General features: G+C 59.7%; 12 protein-coding genes and 1 pseudogene. 4 read left to right on the top strand and 9 right to left on the bottom strand.

Translation table 11 applies throughout. The features are described 5' to 3' along the window. A partial coding sequence (locus B0W80_RS32125) for a CoA transferase (RefSeq protein ID WP_143684874.1) occupies positions 1-451 on the top strand: 451 nt, incomplete at its 5' end. Positions 452-537: 86 nt separating this feature from the next. Here the strand turns inward: B0W80_RS32125 and B0W80_RS32120 are convergent. Further along, positions 538-918 (bottom strand): RidA family protein, encoded by a 381-nt coding sequence (locus B0W80_RS32120; protein WP_077003211.1) that lies wholly within the window; start codon positions 916-918, stop codon positions 538-540. Positions 919-927: 9 nt separating this feature from the next. Next, entirely contained in the window at positions 928-2,211 is a 1,284-nt protein-coding gene (locus B0W80_RS32115; RefSeq protein ID WP_256856747.1) for a pyridoxal phosphate-dependent aminotransferase, read from the bottom strand. 580 nt (positions 2,212-2,791) lie between these two features. Here B0W80_RS32115 and B0W80_RS36560 point away from each other — a divergent pair. Further along, positions 2,792-2,986, top strand: a pseudogene (locus B0W80_RS36560) (IS5/IS1182 family transposase); the annotation flags it as partial. Between the two features lie 628 nt (positions 2,987-3,614). Here the strand turns inward: B0W80_RS36560 and B0W80_RS32105 are convergent. Genes B0W80_RS32105 through B0W80_RS32095 form a run of 3 tightly spaced genes read right to left on the bottom strand, consistent with a single transcriptional unit; the run spans position 3,615 to position 7,251 of the window. Further along, a complete protein-coding gene (locus B0W80_RS32105; protein WP_077003209.1) occupies positions 3,615-5,582 on the bottom strand; it encodes a DUF3732 domain-containing protein in 1,968 nt (655 codons plus the stop codon). Beyond that, positions 5,582-6,091 (bottom strand): three component ABC system middle component, encoded by a 510-nt coding sequence (locus B0W80_RS32100; RefSeq protein ID WP_077003208.1) that lies wholly within the window; start codon positions 6,089-6,091, stop codon positions 5,582-5,584. Before B0W80_RS32100 ends, B0W80_RS32105 begins: the two co-directional genes overlap by 1 nt. Beyond that, positions 6,088-7,251: an ABC-three component system protein gene (locus B0W80_RS32095; RefSeq protein WP_077003207.1), complete on the bottom strand. Its 1,164-nt coding sequence runs from the start codon at positions 7,249-7,251 to the stop codon at positions 6,088-6,090. Before B0W80_RS32095 ends, B0W80_RS32100 begins: the two co-directional genes overlap by 4 nt. Before the next feature lie 924 nt (positions 7,252-8,175). Between B0W80_RS32095 and B0W80_RS32090 the strand changes: the two genes are divergently transcribed. Beyond that, the gene (locus B0W80_RS32090; RefSeq protein WP_077003206.1) at positions 8,176-10,470 is read left to right on the top strand and encodes an ATP-binding protein; all 2,295 of its coding nucleotides are present in this window, start codon (positions 8,176-8,178) and stop codon (positions 10,468-10,470) included. A gap of 145 nt (positions 10,471-10,615) precedes the next feature. Beyond that, positions 10,616-11,200: a hypothetical protein gene (locus B0W80_RS32085; RefSeq protein ID WP_077003205.1), complete on the top strand. Its 585-nt coding sequence runs from the start codon at positions 10,616-10,618 to the stop codon at positions 11,198-11,200. Between the two features lie 6 nt (positions 11,201-11,206). On the opposite strand, the gene B0W80_RS32080 is transcribed toward B0W80_RS32085, so the two are convergent. The 4 genes from B0W80_RS32080 to B0W80_RS35260 form a co-directional block, all read right to left on the bottom strand. Beyond that, on the bottom strand, positions 11,207-11,491 hold the full coding sequence (locus B0W80_RS32080; RefSeq protein WP_077003204.1) for a hypothetical protein: 285 nt from the start codon (positions 11,489-11,491) through the stop codon (positions 11,207-11,209). Positions 11,492-11,737: 246 nt separating this feature from the next. Then, positions 11,738-12,385 carry a hypothetical protein gene (locus tag B0W80_RS32075; protein WP_077003203.1) on the bottom strand — a complete coding sequence of 216 codons (648 nt, stop codon included), beginning with the start codon at positions 12,383-12,385 and terminating at the stop codon, positions 11,738-11,740. A gap of 562 nt (positions 12,386-12,947) precedes the next feature. Continuing rightward, positions 12,948-13,325, bottom strand: a complete 378-nt coding sequence (locus B0W80_RS32070; RefSeq protein WP_077003202.1) for a hypothetical protein — start codon at positions 13,323-13,325, stop codon at positions 12,948-12,950. A 1-nt stretch (position 13,326) separates the two neighbouring features. Further along, the gene (locus tag B0W80_RS35260) at positions 13,327-14,259 is read right to left on the bottom strand and encodes a hypothetical protein (protein ID WP_143684873.1); all 933 of its coding nucleotides are present in this window, start codon (positions 14,257-14,259) and stop codon (positions 13,327-13,329) included. Positions 14,260-14,414: the final 155 nt, after the last annotated feature.

The following is a 14,414-nucleotide window of genomic DNA, read 5'->3' as shown; positions in this document are numbered from 1 at the left end:
GATCGCAGCGGGCGAGCAGGCGATGTGGAAGCGCCTATGCGATGCGCTCGGCGCGGACGATCTGCTGAACCTGCCGCCCTATGCGACCGAGGACGCGCGTTCGGTAAACCGCGTGGACCTCAACCAGGAACTGTCCGGCCGCACGCGCCAGCGCACCACCGCGGAATGGATGGCGATCTTCGAGCGGGGCAGCGTCGCAGCGGGCCCGATCAACCGGATGGACGACGTGTTCAACGATGCCCAGGTCCGGCACCTGGGGGTGGCGCAGCCCATGCACCACCCTGCACTCGGCCCGGTGAAAGTGGTCGGGCAGCCGTTCAAGTTGAGCCGCACGCCGTCGGAAGTGCGGCACCCGGTGTCCGATCGCGGTGCCAATACCGAAGAGATCCTGGAGACGATCGGCTATACCGGCGAAGACATCGCAGCGTTGCGAGAGGAAGGCGTGATCTGATCCCGGCCTAATTCACGACAGCAAAAAGCGGGGGCTTTTCGAAGCCCCCGCTTTGCATTGTGGCCGTCGTATCAGGCCCGGAAGGATCAGTCCGGCACCACGAGGATCGCATCGACTTCGACGTCGAAGCCGATGAAGTTGGACTGGGACAGCGTGCGCACCGGCGGGGGGCTGCCGACGTAGCCCTTGTAGATCGCGTCGAACGCAGGTGCATCGGCGGGATTCCTCAAGAACACCGAGACCTTCACCGCGTGCTTCAGCGACAAGCCAGCCGCATTCGCGGCCGCCTGGAGGTTGTCAAGTGCCATCTTCGCCTGCACGGCGAAGGGCGCATCGCCATGCCGGAGGTTGTCGCGATCGCGCGGCGTCTGTCCTGCCAGGAAGACGAAGCCGTTCGCACGGACCGCAACGCTGTAGGTGCCCGCCGGCGGCGGAGCGGCGTCACTTGTAAAGGCCTCGATGTCCATGCCCCGATCTCACTTCCTGTAGATGTCGATCATGCGCGCCAGGCGCTCGATGGCCTCGACCGCTGCCTCGTGATTCTGCGAGAAGTTGAGGCGGATGCTGTCGGTGGCCGACGGGCTGAACTCAGTGCCGGGCGTGACGGTCACGCCCGCCTGCACGCGCAGGAGCTGCACGAAGCTAAGCAGCGGAACCTTCAGCTCGGGCAGCCGCGGGAAGAAATAGCTGCCGGCCTCCGGCGCGCGGATCGCGACGCCCTCGACCGCGCTCAGCACGCGAAGGATGTCGTCGCGGATCTTCTGGTGCTTGACGATACGCTCCTGCATCCAGCCCTCCGGCTCGGCGAACCAAGTGCGCAGGACGGCCTGGCAGTAGCCGGGCGCGCGCAATGCCACGATGGCCTGGAGTTGCTCCATGCGTTCGATCAGGTGCGGCGCGCCGAAGGCCACGCCGAGCCGGAAGCCGCTCAGCGATTCGGTCTTGGAAGGGCCCATGATAGTCAGCACCTGGTTCGGCGCGATGTCGGCCGCTCGCAGGTGGGTGTACGTGTTGCCTGCGTAGAGCAAACGCGAGTAGAGCTGGTCGACAATCACCGTCGCGCCATGGCGCGTGGCCAGTTGCGCGATGCGCTCGATTTCATCGTTGGAGTAGACGACACCCGCCGGATTGTTCGGGTTGGAGAACAGGAAGGTCTTCACGCCGGCCTTGAAGGCGGTCTCCAGTTGATCCAGCTGAATCCCGGCCCGACCCTTGGCGTCGAGGTAATCGAGCGTCACCGGCACGACCTCGCCACCCATGAATTCCACCAGCTTGCGATTGGCGAAGTAGTCCGGGCGCACTATCGCCACCTTGTCGCCCGTCGCGACGGTGGCCGCGACCGCCAGGAACAGGGCGCACTGGGTGCCGGGCGTGATGAGGAGTTCCTGCTGGCCCGACACGCCCTTGCCTGTAAAGCGCGTCAGGCGCCTGGCCAATGTCTCGCGCAACTCGGCACCGCCACGGTATTCCGTGTAGGCCTGCTCGCCGCCGCGCTCGAAGCCACGCGTGAATTCCTTGAGCGACCCCGGAGTGGGCTCGAACGCATCGACGTTCACGTTGCCGTGCGAGAAATCCACCGGCGTACCGGGCAGGCGCTCGCCTAGCATGGCTGCTTGCGGGTCGCAGGACCCGCGACGCACCTCCTGGCCGGGCGCGTGGTCTGTGGAGAGACTGGAGAATCGTTGTTCGATCAGGGTCATGGAGGCTGCTCTGAAGTGACTGGAGTGGACCATTCTGTGGGCCGCGATGTATGTCGGCAAATGCTTTTATCCGGCCTGGCTATCCCGAAACGGAATGCCTCCGCCGACCGCTATCGGGGAGATCGCTAAGTCAGCCGGCGCACGGTGGCGAGCCCACGGCTCCTCGTGTTCTGTTTCCACAGCTGCGCCAGTTCCGACACTGCCGGGTTGCCGACCCGCGCCAGCGCCCGCCGGGCATGTTGCCCCGGCACATACAGTTCCGCGCTGGCACTCGCCAACCGCCGAACGAGCCGCTGCGCTGCAGAGCGCATTCGATCATGCGGAGCTAGGACGGTGACGTCCTCAGGTTTCCGGAGTTGCGCCGCTGTTGAGGAATTCGGCCGACTGCTTTCCGCGTCACAGCGAGCTGCGGTTGGCGCCGGTGCAGGCGCAGGGCGGCACCACGATCACCGCCGGCCGGGGCCGCCACTTGCGGCGCCGGCCAACGATGTGGAGCTGCAGCGCACGCGCGAATGGGTCCAGGACCTGCAGAAGAGGGTGCCGGCGCAGACCGCCCAGTCAGGCGTCGGGCTGCCGGCGATCGCGTTCGGGGCGATGGTGGGGCGATGGTGGGGCGATTCTCATCAGCCGAACCGCGGTAGGAGTTTGGGGCTACCAAGGTGTGCACAAGCGAGCGGAGGCTGCACGGCCGACTTGGCATGTAGCAATGCGCCCAGGCAAGCGCAGGCTGCTCAACCCGTTTATCGAGCCGGAGTTCGTGGCGGAGCAAGTAGAGCAGATGAAGGCCAGCATCAGAGCCAAGGTCGAGCACCCGTTCCGGGTGATCAAACAGCGCGGCAGGTTTGAACGCGACTATGTGACGGCGTCAGCGCGGCTCTTCCCTGGGCAGGCGAGAGAGGCCACAAGTTGTAAAGGACATGGCCACCAACGCTACCCTTAGGATTTCGATTTGCCTCGCCGTCGACGACGAATCCGAGGTCGCTCGACTTGCGGCGCCGATGTCGCAATTGTTCGTGAACGTTTTCGTGCCGAAATCGTTGCCTGGATTCGGGTCATCCGCTATATCGAGTGGGACTTGGCCAAGTAGAAGCCGCCCATGTACGTCATCTGCTTGCCACGACAGGCGGCGCAAAAGCTTCAGAGCCACCCCGTGCGAAGCCAATCTCGAACGCCGCATTGAGCCTTCCGGAGTTCGTGACAAGTGACCGGGCTCCCACGGAAGCCTTTGCCTCTTCCCCTACGCTGCGAGCCGCAAGCGCATAGAGGCTCACACGACGGCGGCTTCTACAGCAACGACCTCGTGTACGTTGCCGAAGCCCGCAGCGGTGCTATCGAACGCCGTTGAGGCGCATGCAGGATGCGGGCGTCTGCGTTTGATGGGCGCGACTGCTATGGCCTGTCGAGCTTTGTCATCGACGCTATGACGAGAACGGGAGTCGGACCGCTTCTCACGACCGGATTCTCTATTGTGGTGACTGATACCACGTCGAGGGCACCAATCCTTTGCCACGCCATTCTTCGACGAGGTGGACATTCTCGAGTTGTCCCCAAACCTCTTCGTCGGCGTGGTCCAGAACAATAATCTGCATTCGCCCATCTGTACGGCCAATTACATGATTAAAAAGTGAAAAAACCTTCCGTACAGCGACGATGTCTTCATGCTTCCACTTCGGATCGGACTCACTTGCAGCCACAGCTGCCGTTCGCCTGGCAGGAAAATAGACTTGGCTGGGCTGATCGTAGATTAGCAACGCCGGCACTGGATGATGTGGCATCCTGAGGAAGTATCCCTGTAGCGCCAACGTTAAGGCAACGTGATATGCAAGCCAATTGGCTCCGCTGCCAATCTCCCAGAGATAGTCGTCTCGCGTTCCACGAATCACCTTGACTGTAAGGTCTTGAATGATCAGACGGATCGGCGCATCTGGCCACTCCCCGTCGAGTTGAGGAATAAGTCGACTAGAGATGTCTTGAACCGAACCTAGGGCATTCTCCAGCCTACGACTGATCTCGTGCTCGGAAACGAATGCTGCAAGGCGCGAGACTTGCGCCTTCAAATCCGCAATTTCACCACTGAGGCCTGAAGATGTGTCGGCGGCTTCGTACAACCGAAGTGCTTCCTGAAGCCGGCCGAGGAACCGCGAGACTTCCTCACCACGAGTTGTGACCTTCCGTGCCTCTTCCGACTTTCCCTCGAGCGTGCGAATCTCTTGCCGCACGCCAGCGAGTTCACCCAGCACACCATCAGTAGCTTCGCGTTGGCGAAGCGTTTCTCGGCCCAAGGACTCGGCGACGTTAGGATGGGAGCGCAAGCGCAATTCGATTCCCTCGAGCGTCTCGCAGAGCTGATCTATCCTCGCCCGGCCAGCTTCGCTGGGTTCAAGAACGGCCGCGGGCTGTGCGGTCGATAGATCGCGAATCCACGTAGACAAGCCCAACCGCGCACGCTGAATGCGCAGGCCATCGCCATAGGTATCACTGCTCTCATCGAGCCTTCGCAACTCGTGCAACCTTTGTCGCGAATGGCTAAGATCGATCCCGAGTTGGGATTCAGCTGCCCGCAGTACCGCAAGCCTGGACATGATGACATCCATCGACGCCAAAGAGGGCGTCGCAGAACGAAAGTCGCTCCGCAACGCAGCGCGCAGCAGGTCGACTGTGGAAGGCCAGTCAAGGGGAACGGTTGTATCCGAGGGCAGCAGCCCGTATTCAATGGCAAGGCGCACCCAAGCAAAGCCCTCTCGCTGCCATGTCGCCCCTGAGTCTTGTCGCGCCCTCAGTTCACTCTCTTTGCGCCGGAGAATGCGTTGGATGCGGTCGAGCTCATGGCGTGCCTGCAGTAGCTCTGGGCTCACTACGCCAAGGACGTACGGGAAGATAGTCTTCAGCTTCTCACGGTGCTCTGTCGTGTCGGCTTTGAAGAACATCACGTCTGGGTTAGCGACGACGTTCTGCGGCTGGAACAAAAACGCCATCAAATCGCGAAAACTCGGACGAAACTTGAAACGATCCTCGGTGCCGGGCTCGAATTGGAGGTTGGACAGTCCGGCCAAACGATTGAGGACTGCCTTTACGTACTCTACGTTTTGATTCTTGCTTTGGATCTCGGAAGGGGGGTCAATCTCCGGTGCTTCCAGGAAGAACATTTCACCGGAACTCTTCAGCTCGCCAGGCTCCCGACGGGCAAGCAGTTTTTGCCCTTCGACGGTGTCGATGAGCACGCCGAACCAAGAACAGTTCTCCCGTATCACTCCGACTGGAATCGCGCATCTTTCGGACCCCAGACAGTAGTCAATGATCGGGATGACCGATGACTTGCCTGTCTTCGACGCCCCGCTGATGACATTGACCATGCCTGGCTCGAACTTCACGATGCGAGGCTCGCCGCCGCGTCGAGGCCAAAGGATGAGCTGTCGTAGTTGAAAGTACATCAGAATTCCACTCTCAATGTGTGCGCAACTTGCTGGTCGGAGAGACCCGCGAACCAGTACCCAATTCTTTCGCACGCCGGTGCTATGCGTCGAATGCGCTCAGGTACTTCAGGGACGCGCATGTCGTCATAAGGCTCGACCGCCAACATCGTCGCAGTCCTTGGGTCAATACGAATGAGGCCAGACTGCTCAGCCCGAACGAGCGAGTCGAGGGTTAACCGGCGTAGGGACAAGGCGCGGCCGTGGACTGCGAGCAGGTTCTCCCGCATTTCGCCGAGCTTGCCTGCAAACAGGTGCAGTCCAGAGGCCTTCTGAGTACTCAAGACCAAGACCAGGGTTGGTGCATGAAGAATCAACGGCAAGACGAGAAACGCGCTTGGAAGCGTCGCCGTCCGCCCGTCGCGATCTTGAAATCCCAACCCAAACTTCCACAGCGCGTAAGCTCCTAGTGCCTCGTTCTGGACGATGGCCGCCTCGCTCAGATGCCCCGGCTGGCCACCTGTGGTCACTGTTCGTCCTCCTTGTCCAGCAGCATCGTGTGGTTCGAATGCCAGCCGAGCTTTCGTCTGTCGGCCAAGTCGTTGAACCCGCCGTGTGTGAAATGACCCGGCAGGGCGCGGCTGTCGAGAGGTACGTCAAGAGTTGAGCAGCGGTTGTACACAGTACGTCCTTGCACGATCTCGGTCTTGTGTGAGTGGAGGTCTTTCACTTCGCTCTGGATAGCGGCGTGTCGGCGTACAAGCGAATCTTCCCAATCATCGAAGCTTCCATCGAAGACCAGACCTTGGTCGGCCCATTTCGCCTTGTCGCCGGAAGTTCGCATGAAGTCGCTGGCGGCGCGCAGCTGCTGCTCCTCGGTGGCCTGAATCAATTGCAACTGGCGAATGAATACAGGGCGGCTGGCAAGGACTGACTTTGCGTCAGCCGGCGTTGGAGGCACGGAAAAAGTGGGTAGATAGCCAGGCAAGTTGTTTCTCTGAACAAAAGCGTGGAAGTTCTTTCGGAACTCTGCAACGCTGATCAGGGCAGGCATGCCCTTGCGGATGCGTTGGTCAGCCCAGTCCTTCGCGATTCCGATCGCCGACTGGCAGATGACATCAATGGAGGCCGTTGGGACGGCAGGGGTCAGGAGTGCGCGCAAGGGTTCAATCGGGTCATTGTCAACGCTGACTGCTGAGAATCGCGAGATGACCGCGTAGCGATGAGCCTCGGATGCATCCAAGAACTTCTCTACGTACGCAATGCATTTCGGCGGCTGGGGGCGCGCTTTCAGCTTCTTCTCGATTTGCTTGACAAACGCGTGGATCGCTTGCTGATCGGCTGCCTCGTGCATGGCCGAGCTAAGCTTGCCGGCCCGCTGAGGTGTCACGTAGAGCTGAAATGAAGTCTTGGCGGCATCGATCTCGGTCGACGCGAGCAGGGCGAGCCAATTCGCCAATGTCTTCCAAAGATCTTCGGACCAATCCGACAAGGCATTGTGGGATAGAGCACTCTTGCATTGCTCCAAGAGCACGTTCCCGTCCGCAAAATGGACGGCGACGTCATCCAGCACCTCGAGTGACACACTGGAATCCAATGGGCTGCTGAGCAGGTGATAGCACAGCCGAACAGGCTGCAAAGCAAACCCGAGATATGGCCCGGGCGCACTGTGCTTTACCAGGCCAGTCATACCTGCAGTTCCAGATTCGCGCGCCCAGCGGCGACCACCCATCGGCAATTCGTAGGATCCATTTGGTTCCGGCGCCTGGCGGCACGCAGGCTAATATGTCTTGTTACGTATAGCGTAACAGTAATGATTGAGGAAGGATCGGGGCTGACATTCGTTCTCCTCCGCGGCGGGTATCTGACCGGCCCGCTGCCGCCGTAGCTCGAGCGTCGATGAGGCCCGGGGCCGCGCCTCGCGGTGTCCGCCCCGAGTCGTGCGCACAAAGTTGGCGCGCTCCCTGCGCAAGCTAACGGGCTCTCGGCCGCCCTTGCTGACTTGGCCGTGGCAAGTGGTTCCAGCGGAGCGTGGGAAGGGGGGCTGGCGAAGGGCAGGATCGGGCCAGTTGCGGGAGGATGCCGGCCCCGCCCGTAACAAGCGGCCCGGCACCTCGAGTGCACCAATTCCGAGGAGCCGAGCGTGGCAAATGCATTGAGCGGCCATGGGGTCCTGTTGCAGTGTTTGCCTTCGTCCGCTCAGAGCGGCCTTTATGAGCGGGCTGCTTCAAATGCAGGGGGTTGAAGAGCTGTGTCGATCAGAAGTTGTGGGTTCGACGGCTTGGTGAACGCCCTGGCCTCCTAGAGCCTGTTTGGGTCTGCGCGATGCGGGAGGTTTTGCTTGACTTGGGTGTTACCTAGTACATTCTTCACGGTTGGGCCAAATATTTGGCAGAGAAGACCTGTTGGCGCAAGGTTAGACTGCTTCGCGGATTCCTGCGCGACGTAGGTGTCATGCGGCATCGCTTCCTTGCCCCTTGGATCCTCGATGGCTAAGGGGCATGGTGCATGTAGACGCGGGCGTTCGCTGGCGATCTGTAGGCCACTATGTAGTCGCGACGATCATAACGACCTGAATAACAGGCCAATCCTAAGAGTCAAGCGGAGGAGAGCGATGAGTTTGTCTACTGCCATCACTGCAAGCCTGAAGAAGTGGGCATTGGATCCCGCGTTTGAGGTTGAACTGCTGACGAAGGACAGAACCAAAGCCAAGAATCGGAACGAAGGCGAGTGGTGGGATTACAAGGAAATGCTCGACATCAGCAAGGACACTGATGTTTCCAAGCTCGCTCGCCACGTTCTGGCCTTCCACAACGCAAAGGGTGGTGCGATCTGCATCGGGATCGACAACAAGTACGTTGTCAAAGGTGTTCTCGCAGCAGATGCGGTCGACACGAAGCGCGTGAATGACAAGCTTCGAGGCTTTGTGGGACCACGGGTAAAAGTCTTTCAGGAGACCATTGAACTCGCGAACGGACGAGTGATTTGGATCATCTTCGTGGCTGGAGCTGCTGCGGGCCAGCTTCCTGTTGCGGCGCAGAAGGATGCGCCTGTCGACCAAAAAACTGGCAAGAGCGCATACAAGAAGAACACCTTCTTCCTTCGGGTAGGCGATGAATCCAAGACTTGTCAAGATCCGATCGACATCTACTCCCTTTTCACCAACGTCGATGCGTCGCAACAGGAGGCGTATGCCCTTGAAGTCGATGAGCCATATTTCAGGCTGCTGGCACCTCACTGTGAGCAATTCATCGGGCGGCAAAAAGTCCTAGACAAGGTGCGAGAGGCCCTACAACTTCGGCATCCCGTCGTCTCACTCGACGGTTTGGGCGGCGTCGGAAAATCGGCCGTAGCCATTGAACTTTCGAAGCAGTTCTACGACGGCAGAGACTACGAGTTTCTTATCTCGCTGTCAGCCAAAAGCCGCGTCTGGCAGGGCAGCGTCGTGTCGCGGGTCGCTGGTTTCTCCGGATTCTCCGAATTTCTCGCGTCCATCGCCCACAGTTTGGCCCTGCCACCGAAAGCGACGATAGATGAGACCAAGGCGGAGATTCTCGAAGCGATGAAAGGGGTGCGGGGTCTGCTGCTCATCGACAACATCGAAGATGTTGAAGACGAGCAGATCATTTCCTTCCTGTATCGCGAGGTGCCTGACCCGGTCAAGATCCTGGTCACGAGTCGCATTAGTCGCGACATGGGCGCGCTCTCGGTGCCTATTCCGGAGATGGATGACGAAGAGGCTACCGCCCTTTTTGAGGTCGAGCTCAAGCGTCAGGGATATGCGCGAAAGCAGACTGACAGCGGTGCGATTCGGTCGATCATCGCGTCGACTGGAGGGATCCCGTTGGCGTTGAAATGGAGCGCGTCAATCGCCGCGAAAGGTGGCTCGCTCAAGACGGCTGAGGAGGTATTCAAAGGTGCGCCGATCCTCAAGCGCGAGTTCCTAGATTTCTGCTTCACCACGATGTTCGACGGGCTCGAGGAGAACCCGCGCAATGTAGCCCTCCTGTACCCATACCTGGGCAACAGCTGGACGCTTCCGATCTTGTCAATCGCGCTTGACATTCCTGAAGACGAGGTCTTGAGAGCGCTGGCAGAGCTTGAGAATCGCGGCGTCGTGTTCTCAAAGCGCGCCCAAGCCGAAGACATGCCAGGACTGTTGCCTCTAACAAAGGAATTTCTTGCGATCAAGGTCAGGCAGAGCGGCAAGCTGGAAGAGGCTGTAGACGCGAGATTGGCAGACGCGCTTGGGCAGGCGAACCCATTGGTTGCTACGTTGGATACGCAGAAGCGGCTCGAAGTGCTCACCAGCGCCATCGACCGGAAGATTTCCGAGCGGAACTTGGAAGCAGCCGACAAGTTGGCGAAGTTCATGGTCACACTTGTGAGCGGCTCGGAGAATAAGAGGGCGCAGTTCTTCACCGGGCAGATCCTGTTTCTCAGGGACCAGGCCGAGACTGGCAAAGAGATGATGCAAACGGTGCTCAGAGATATGAATGACTCTCCCGAGAAGGCCGCACTCGATTTGACATTTGGACAGCTGTTACTTGATGCCACCAGGAAGCAGGATCGCCTCGAAGGGGCACTTCATTTGGTAAGAACGGCGGCCAAAGGGTCGGAGGTGAGTCCGCAGGCCCTTGGAAAAGCCGCAGAGATGCTCATGCGCCAGGGAGACACCGCCAGCGTCCGCTTGCTGTTGACGGTTCAGCACAAGGCAGCAGCAGCGGCGGCGATCGCAAAGGCCTTCGACAAGTCAAATCTGCCACAGAACCCACAGCTGCAGTTCGAAATTGGTCCTCAGTTGACGCTGCTTTTTGAGGAGGCTGTGCGGGCAAAGGCCACTGAGCTGACCTCCACGGAACGGCAGCGATTTGCGATCTTCGCGCAGAACTTGGCAAAGCTGTTCTAGAAGGCTGCGCGCCCAGAGCGGATGACTTTTCAGGCGACCTAGCCGGACGGCGCATGCCGCGCCCAAACCGGAGCAGACGACCAAGGCGCTCGCTTCGCCAGGCTATTGGCGGGCTCGCGAGAAAGAACGATCAATGGAGAGAGAAATGGAAGCAATGGCCTTGCGCTGCGCCGGATGCGGAGCGAATTTAGAAGTCGATTCAGACGTGGACAGCCTCACATGCGGCTACTGCAAGACGCCGCAGGAAGTGGTTCGCCGCGGCGGTGCGATTGCGCTCAAGAAGGTCGGGGACGCCATCGCGCGAGTGCAGCGGGGCACCGACAAGACCGCAGCGGAGCTCGCCATCCCGCGTCTCGAACGTGAACTCGCCGAGCGCGAAGCCACGCGTCAGCGCCAACTGAATGAGCCAGCGCGGCCGCCGGCGCGTAGGCGTCTGTCCAACGCCGTCATCTGGATGGCCATCGGCGTCCCAGTCCTGCTCTTCGTAATGGTTGGGATGAGCGCCGAAGGGCACGTCACGGGCTTTTTCATCCATGCGGTCTGGGCCTTATGGTGGACCTGCATCTTCGGGACCATCCTGGGGTACCTATTCTTGCGATTTGTGAGGAGCAGGGACCGAACCAAGGCCAAGCATCTGAGGGATGACGAGATCAACGCGGAGTTTGAGCAGGAGACCCGTAAGCTGCGCCAGCAGCTCGCCCGGGCTCGCGAGATCGTCAGCGAGCACTGAGCCTCTTCATGCCACCACCCGAGGTGTATCCAACGGCGGACTAATGTCGGCTGCGCGGGCGTACGCCTTGAGCTCGTCAGCCTCTGCTGCGGAAGCACCACGCTTCTCCGCGATGGCAACGACCTCTCGAACGATCCATGCCCTCAGCATTCGGTCATCTAGTCGGTCGATCAACTCGTCGACCAGAGCAAGGCACTCCTCTGCGCTCATCGTCTCGACGTTCGAATCCAACGTGGCGACGGTGACGGTCTCGCCGAGGGTATCAAAGTGCCAAGCAAAATTGGCTTCCACCCCGGCTGGTGGCGCTGTAAAGCGAGGCCCTCCAATGGTTCGAAGGTAGTGCACTTTTGCAGCCTCAATCAAACCCCAGGCAGTGCGAGCGAGACGAGATGAGAAGTAGGGGTCAGGCCAGCCGCATAGATAAGCCGGGACAGTTGGTGCGTGCGGATGCTTTGGATCATCCCTTCGAAGATCACCGGCCTCATAGGATGAAACGTGCTTTTGTCAACCGAGGAGGCGCCCGCTATCGCCTCGAGGTCAGGCCCACCTTGGCTTGTTCTCGTACTGCGAGGCAAACTGGCGCCAGCGTCGGTTGTCGATGAGCGACGAGTGGTCCACCGTAAATGAGGCGTCTTGGCGTTGGGCCTCGATGGTGGCGCGAACCGACTCGAAAACAGGCGTCGGCATCCAGGGGTTTAGGCTAACGCGCTCAATAATGTTGAGATCGATCTGGACCTGCTTCAGATGTTCTTCGGCGGCCTTGTTCTGGTAAACGGCCCGATACTCGCCCTCGTCACCGAAGCCAAAGCGCTTCAGAAATGGCAGCGTCTCGATGAGGTGGTCCTCGGCGACGAGTTCGCCCAGCTTCAGATACTTGACCTTTTCGACCTTCACGTCGGCAGCTTCCATAGCGTGTTTGAACTCGTCCCGTCGAAAGTGGATACAGACGCCGTTGCTTTTGTCGGTGAAGACCTTCCAATGGTGATAGGTCTCGCCGCGGCTTGTCAGGCACAGGGCCAGCAGCGTCTTTAGCTTCAGACGGTTCGCGTAGGTCTCCATCATGAGTCGATCATTCCGGTCGTCCCATGTGTCTGGCCGCAGCAGCGTGATGGACTTGCGATGGAGCATGTCCAGCAGCGACGCCAGGTCGGTATAGCGGCGGAAAACCTTGGTTGATTCGGTCATGGCGCGGTCCTAATGCGTTGTGGCCTCAATTGCGTTCATCAGCTCGGCTACTGGCCGAGCATTGGCGCGACGTGCTGTGACGTGTCCTTTCCGTCGGCCCTCGGTCGCCGGCACCGCTGTCGGCGGAGCGCTCGTGGAACCAGTCGGCACCTGCTCCTTGGTGACGGCGTGTACATCTTGTTCGTCTACAACGGCGCCTTCACGCGACGCCGTTGTCAATGCCGCGCGGTGGAATGGGGCTGAATCCATATGCCTTTCAGTTGGGCGAAAGCGGCACGTCGTCATAGAACTGCTGGGAGGGAAGGCTGGTGGCGAAGTTCGCTCGTAATTGGGCGACCACCCGACTTCGGTGGCGCCCGTTCGATGTCGCAATGGCGGGTACAGCCCCAATCCGGGTAGGGTGGTCTTCAGCCAATCAGACGGTCGATCTCGCGAAGCTGTCAAGGCATACAAAGAAGACGGTGTCAACTGATCCTCTCGAGCGCACGGATCCGCGGTGCAGAGACACGTCCACGCCCTTGCTCGAGCGGGTGGCATTAGATTAGCGAAGCCGAGCAAACGCTCAAGGCTTCAATTTCTCGGCGGCCAGCATGCCGACAAGAGAAAATAGTGCCGAAAGAATGAGCGACAGAGTCCATAGCAATGCTGCCAACACCCAGAAACGCAGATCGCTTTCCGTGAGGGTCGAACGTCGGACTGCGATATAAAGACCCGTGCAGACGGTACAAATGACCACGAACCAAACGACTTGCGTTCGCCCTCCTAGCCGCTTAGTCAGGGCGTCCTTCCCGTGTAGACCGTAAGCCGCCGTCATTAGACCAGCGCCGATCACTGTCCCAAGCGCAGCTGCGGGTTTCAAGGTTGGCTCGACGTCTAGCGGCGCAAGCCACGTGGCAAGCCCGGTCGCGAGCGTGATGACGAGGTCCCAGAATGCCTTCATGTCACTCGGTAGCGTCCGGCGCCGAATAGCTGAATCCAGCGCTGAGTGCCTTCATTTCAGTCATCACGACGGGCAGGTCCGACCAACTCACGGGCGTTCCCGCTGAACGTTGCGCGGCCCAGACTATTTGCAGCTTGCTCGGGGAGACAAGTTTCACGAGATATTCAGCAGGTCCCCCCAAGAATTGGAGGAACTTCTCACGCTGCGGACCCGACTGAATCTCCTCCGCGAACGCGCCTCGGGTATCGATGCGACCGCCCAGTGCCGCCTGTCCTTGCGATACAAGCTGCGCCGAAATGTCAGTCCGCGCTGCAGGACTCAAGCTGGGGAGCGCCATGTAAAACACTGCATCTGACTTCGAACTCTCCACAACGTGCTGAACTCGCCTGCCAGAAAAATAGGTCGTGATACTCACTTCCGTGCCGTTGGCTGCGGGTCCCGATGAAGCGGGTCTCATAGACAACTTGCTCGCGACCCAGTCGAAGATTTCGTCGGTTTTGTTCCGTGCGCGACGAAATGTAGTTGCGGCGAAGGGCATTTTCTGCGTGGTCAACAAGACGTTCGATTTGTCGTCCGTCTCCGTCGACATAACGCCTTCGCGAGTAAGCACCTTGCAGGTGTTCGCAGGTGCGGGGCCACCACCTTCGGTAAAGAAGGCCGCCTCGGGCCAATCGAAGACCAGGGTTCTACCTGGTTCTGTGCTGAAGTTGCACACTGCGTTCTCCAGCGTGTAAGCGGGGGCCTTTGGGCCGCCTCGCGTTCGTTTCGAAGTCGCAATAGCGTCGAAACCCTTGCCTCGGAGGCGTGCAGTGGTGAATTCGTTCGGATCTTGAGGTGTTGCGGACGACTTCGCCTGTTCGGCTGCTGTGGCGGTGCCGCACAAGCTGGCGAAAGCCATTGCTATAAGCATTTCAACGCAAATAGTTTTCTTCATGTTTGAGCCCCTCGCGAGCGCATTTGTCCACGTCTGTGGCCGCCAGTCAAGCAAAAAGCGCCACTCGCGTTGATGCGGAGGCGCTCCTGTCGAAGCTGTTTGCTAGGGAAGGTCTGCAAAACAGGCCCGAGCCTTGCTTGATCTGACCCCATGAT

Origin of the sequence: Variovorax sp. KK3 (genome assembly GCF_001984055.1) — a bacterium.
In the GTDB taxonomy this organism is placed as follows: Bacteria; Pseudomonadota; Gammaproteobacteria; order Burkholderiales; family Burkholderiaceae_C; genus Variovorax.
The sequence above is the reverse complement of the archived record's forward strand: the minus strand, read 5'-3'. Positions and strand labels throughout refer to the sequence as shown.

Excerpts from the sequence above, each read along its gene's own strand:
- B0W80_RS32120 (WP_077003211.1), bottom strand. The coding sequence starts at position 918 with ATGGACATCGAGGCCTTTACAAGTGACGCCGCTCCGCCGCCGGCGGGC.
- B0W80_RS32075 (WP_077003203.1), bottom strand. The coding sequence starts at position 12,385 with ATGACCGAATCAACCAAGGTTTTCCGCCGCTATACCGACCTGGCGTCG.
- B0W80_RS32070 (WP_077003202.1), bottom strand. The coding sequence starts at position 13,325 with ATGAAGGCATTCTGGGACCTCGTCATCACGCTCGCGACCGGGCTTGCC.
- B0W80_RS32085 (WP_077003205.1), top strand. The coding sequence starts at position 10,616 with ATGGAAGCAATGGCCTTGCGCTGCGCCGGATGCGGAGCGAATTTAGAA.
- B0W80_RS35260 (WP_143684873.1), bottom strand. The coding sequence starts at position 14,259 with ATGAAGAAAACTATTTGCGTTGAAATGCTTATAGCAATGGCTTTCGCC.
- B0W80_RS32095 (WP_077003207.1), bottom strand. The coding sequence starts at position 7,251 with ATGACTGGCCTGGTAAAGCACAGTGCGCCCGGGCCATATCTCGGGTTT.
- B0W80_RS32090 (WP_077003206.1), top strand. The coding sequence starts at position 8,176 with ATGAGTTTGTCTACTGCCATCACTGCAAGCCTGAAGAAGTGGGCATTG.
- B0W80_RS32105 (WP_077003209.1), bottom strand. The coding sequence starts at position 5,582 with ATGTACTTTCAACTACGACAGCTCATCCTTTGGCCTCGACGCGGCGGC.